Consider the following 3,429-nt stretch of genomic DNA (forward strand, 5'->3'; position numbering starts at 1 on the left):
CGGCCAGGTCTCGGTGGTAGATTTGAGCCCCGATCATTTTGGGCGCCTCAAACCTCGGCCGGTAAGCTGTTACGCTTTTCTTAGAGGGTAGCTGCTTCTAAGCTCACCTCCCGGCTGTTTAGGGCTTGAGACCACCTTCGAATCGCACTTAATCTACACTTTGGGACCTTAACCCGGCTCTGGGTTGTTCCCCTCATGGTGCACAGGCTTACCCCGCACACCGGACTCCCTTCGTCTACAGCGCCTGCGGGTTTGGAGTTTGACAGGATGGCCGACTCCTCTCGGAGGCGGGTCATCCAATCGGTAGCTCTACCCCGCGGGCTACCTCGGAAGAGGTCATGCTTCGACATGTTTCGGTTGGAACCAGCTGTTGCCAGGCTCGATGGGCCTTTCACCCCTATGCGCAGATCACGAGAGGATATTGTAGAATACCACCTCTAACGGGCCTCCACGTGGCTTTCGCCACGCTTCACCCTGCCTGCGTATAGATCGCCTGGTTTCGGGTCGCACCCAATTGACTCCCCGCGCTTGAACACGGTGGCCCTCGCACGTATGTGCTGCGGCCGTATCGGTTTCCCTGCGCCTTCCTCGGTTCACGAGTTAGACTTGCCAATCAAGTGCACTCCCTGGGTCGTTTTTCAAAACGCACGACACGACGCCGGCTCGATTCTCTTCCTACTGGAGGATCGCTCCTCGGTCGTTTTGAGAATCGCCTTGTACGCCCTGTCGCTCGATCGCCAGCTGATTTCAGGCCCTATTGCACCGCCCTTCTCGGGGTGCTTTTCAGCGTTCGCTCACGCTACTTGTTCGCTATCGGTCTCGAGGAGTGTTTAGCCTTCTCAGGGGATGCCTGAGTTGTTCACAGAGGATATCCGACCCCTGCTACTCTGGTATTGACGCCAACGGTACTGCACTCTCGTACGGGGTTGTCACCCTGTGTCACGCTCCGTTCCAGGAGACTTCTGAGAGTGGGTCGCGTTTTGGTTGTCAACCCGAACACCACATTGGTCCGAAGACCTTCGGTTTGGGCTGTGTCGCGGTCACTCGCGGTTACTAACGACATCGCTATTGCGTTCTTTTCCTTCCCTTACTGAGATGTTTCAATTCAGGGAGTTCCCTATTGCGCGTGGCAATTGTAAACGGATTCCGATTCGGAGATCTCATGTTCTTTCCCTCCATGCGGGTCCCATGAGCTTTTCGCAGCTTGGCACGTCCTTCGTCGGCTCTCGAGCCGAGCCATTCACCAGCTGGCACAGTAGCCAGTAGTGTGTTGGACGGTTCCGTAAGGAACCTCCAACGGTGTCAAGTGACGTAGTGTCACCCGACTGTATATGGTTCACTGACGTTCCACGAACTCGTATGAGTTCAGTGGACGTCTGGATCGCACGTATACACGGTCGTCATCGAATCGCCCTGGCGGGGCGTTCGTCGAACCCTTCCCATCCGCGGTTTCCCGGGATGGTGCATCGGTCGTCGTAACCCAACGGAATCGCGTCGCCCACTTAAGGGGACGGATTCGCGCTGGGGGACATGGACTCACTGGGATTCGAACCCAGGGCATCCTCCTTGCAAGGGAGGCACTCTACCGCTGAGCTATGAGCCCACCTTCCCGTGAGGGAAGGGGTGGTCTGCGCGTGTGTGTGTAGTGTGAGCCGTGGTAGTTCGTCGGTGTCCAGGGCGGTGGGTGATCGGACACGTGACCGTGCATGAATAGTGACCGTCTCGAGAGACGGTCGAAAGGTGAGCTCCCGCGGAGCGGGAGTCTCGGGTCTGTGGAGGTGATCCAGCCGCAGATTCCCCTACGGCTACCTTGTTACGACTTAAGCCCCCTTGCGAAGCCCAGATTCGACTCGTGTAACGAGCCTCATCCGGACCTCACTCGGGTGCTTTGACGGGCGGTGTGTGCAAGGAGCAGGGACGTATTCACCGCGCGCTTATGACACGCGATTACTACCGAATCCAGCTTCATGTGGGCGAGTTGCAGCCCACAATCCGAACTACGATCGAGTTTCTGAGATTACCGTCTCCTTTCGGAGTAGGAACCCTTTGTCTCGACCATTGTAGCCCGCGTGTTGCCCAGCACATTCGGGGCATACTGACCTACCGTTGCCCGTTCCTTCCTCCGTGTTGGCCACGGCGGTCTCCCTACTGTCCCCAGCCACTTCGCAGTGCTGCTGGCAAGTAAGGATGCGGGTCTCGCTCGTTGCCTGACTTAACAGGACGCCTCACGGTACGAGCTGACGGCGGCCATGCACCTCCTCTCTGAAACTCGGATAAGGTCATCAACCTGATCGTCATTATTACAGTCGATGCTGGTGAGATGTCCGGCGTTGAGTCCAATTAAACCGCAGGCTCCTCCGGTTGTAGTGCTCCCCCGCCAATTCCTTTAAGTTTCATCCTTGCGGACGTACTTCCCAGGCGGCCTGCTTAGCGGCTTCCCTACGGCACAGCACCCACTCGTAGTGGGAGCCACACCTAGCAGGCATTGTTTACGGCTAGGACTACCCGGGTATCTAATCCGGTTCGAGACCCTAGCTTTCGTCCCTCACTGTCGGATCCGTCTTCGCGACGTGCTTTCGCCATCGGCGGTCCGTCCAGGATTACGGGATTTCACTCCTACCCCGGACGTACCCGTCGCGCCTTCCGGTCCCAAGCCACACAGTTTCTACCGGACGCCCACCCGTTGAGCGGGTGGATTTTCCGATAGACTTGTGCGGCCAGCTACGGACGCTTTAGGCCCAATAAGATCGGCCATCACTCGGGCTGCCGGTATTACCGCGGCGGCTGGCACCGGTCTTGCCCAGCCCTTATTCGTCCACCTCCCTACGGTGGACAAAAGCGTAGGCTCTATGCCTACGCACTTGGGATTCCCTTATCGCACTGTCGTGCAGTGTAAAGGTTTCGCGCCTGCTGCGCCCCGTAGGGCCCGGAATCTTGTCTCAGATTCCGTCTCCGGGTTCTCACTCTCATGACCCGTACCGATTATTGGCACGGTGGGCCGTTACCCCACCGTCTACCTAATCGGCCGCAGCCACATCCTTCGGCGCCGGAGCGTTTGGCACAGTCCTCATTCCAGGTGGACTGTGGTATCTACTATTAGCCTCAGTTTCCCGAGGGTATTGTAGTCCGAAGGGTAGTTTGGCCACGTGTTACTGAGCTATTCGCCACGAGTCTGAACTCGTGCGACTAGCATGGCTAAATCGAATCCCAATAGCAATGGCCTCCGGCAGGATCAACCGGAATGTATAACCTCTGAACCTGGTTCCCGGCTCAGAGGGGGTGTTGGCGGGTTTTGACTCGCGGTGAGTCAAAACACCATTGCATGGTCTATATGGTGTCCGAGTCACCCAGCGACCTGGATGACACCGAACTACCATGGCTCACATCAGATTTCCTCTTACGCCGGAGCGCAGGGGGCGAAATCCTCAT

The 3,429-nt window shown here is 57.5% G+C and carries 1 tRNA gene and 2 rRNA genes; all 3 read right to left on the minus strand.

Annotation, left to right across the window (positions count from 1 at the left end):
• A 23S ribosomal RNA gene (locus B4V06_RS08390) occupies positions 1–1,268 on the minus strand; the annotation flags it as partial.
• 263 nt (positions 1,269–1,531) lie between these two features.
• Positions 1,532–1,603: transfer RNA gene (locus tag B4V06_RS08395), tRNA-Ala, on the minus strand.
• Positions 1,604–1,773: 170 nt separating this feature from the next.
• Positions 1,774–3,243, minus strand: a 16S ribosomal RNA gene (locus B4V06_RS08400).
• Positions 3,244–3,429 lie beyond the last annotated feature (186 nt).

This window comes from Halorubrum sp. B53 (genome assembly GCF_059752395.1).